General features: G+C 62.8%; 1 protein-coding gene. It reads left to right on the top strand.

Going from position 1 to position 1,040, the window contains the following annotated elements; translation table 11 throughout:
* Positions 1-114 precede the first annotated feature (114 nt).
* Positions 115-1,040 (top strand): ABC transporter ATP-binding protein (locus tag AC0L3E_RS34535; protein WP_473606901.1); only part of this gene is annotated, 926 nt, incomplete at its 3' end.

Here is a 1,040-nt window from a genome sequence, read left to right on the forward strand (position 1 = left end):
ATTTCGAGCCGGACGAGGTGGTCGAGGTGTTCATCGATCCGCGCCACATCATGGTTTTCGACGAGCACGGCAGCGCCGTGACTGCGCCGAAGCTGGCGGCTTGAGGGCAAAGAGATGGCACGCATCGACGTCAACCATGTCAGGCATTCCTACCTGCCGAACCCGCAGAAGGATGCCGATTTCGCGCTACGGGAAGTGCATCATGTCTTCGAGGACGGCGGCGCCTATGCGCTGCTCGGGCCCTCCGGTTGCGGCAAGACCACGCTGCTCAACATCATTTCGGGATTGTTGCACCCCTCGCACGGCCAGTTGCTGTTCAACGGCAAGGACGTGACCAATTTGTCGACGCAGGAGCGCAACATCGCGCAGGTGTTCCAGTTCCCGGTCATCTACGACACCATGACCGTCTACGACAATCTGGCCTTCCCGCTGCGCAACCGCGGCGTGCCGGAAGCCGATGTCGATCGGAAGGTTCGCGAGACGCTGGAGATGATCGATCTGGCGTCGTGGGCGAAGAAGAAGGCGAGGGGCCTGACCGCCGACCAGAAGCAGAAGATCTCGCTCGGCCGCGGTCTGGTGCGCTCCGACGTCAACGCCATCCTTTTCGACGAGCCGCTGACCGTCATCGATCCGCACATGAAGTGGGTGCTGCGCTCGCAGCTGAAGCAGTTGCACCGCCGCTTTGGCTACACCATGGTCTATGTGACCCACGACCAAACCGAGGCGCTGACCTTCGCCGAGCAGGTCGTGGTCATGTATGATGGCGGCATCGTGCAGATCGGCACACCGGCCGAATTGTTCGAACGCCCGCGCCATACCTTCGTCGGTTATTTTATCGGCTCGCCGGGCATGAACGTCATGCCGGTGGCAATCGACGGCAAGACGGCGACGCTCGGCTCGCAGCGCATCGAACTGCCGGGCGCACCCAAGGCAGGCACCGGCGCCGTCGAGCTCGGCATCCGTCCCGAATATGTCCGGCTCGGCCGCGAAGGCATGGCCGTGCAGGTCAGCAAGGTCGAGGATCTCGGCCGCCACAAGGT

This window comes from Mesorhizobium sp. WSM4822, assembly GCF_055811155.1.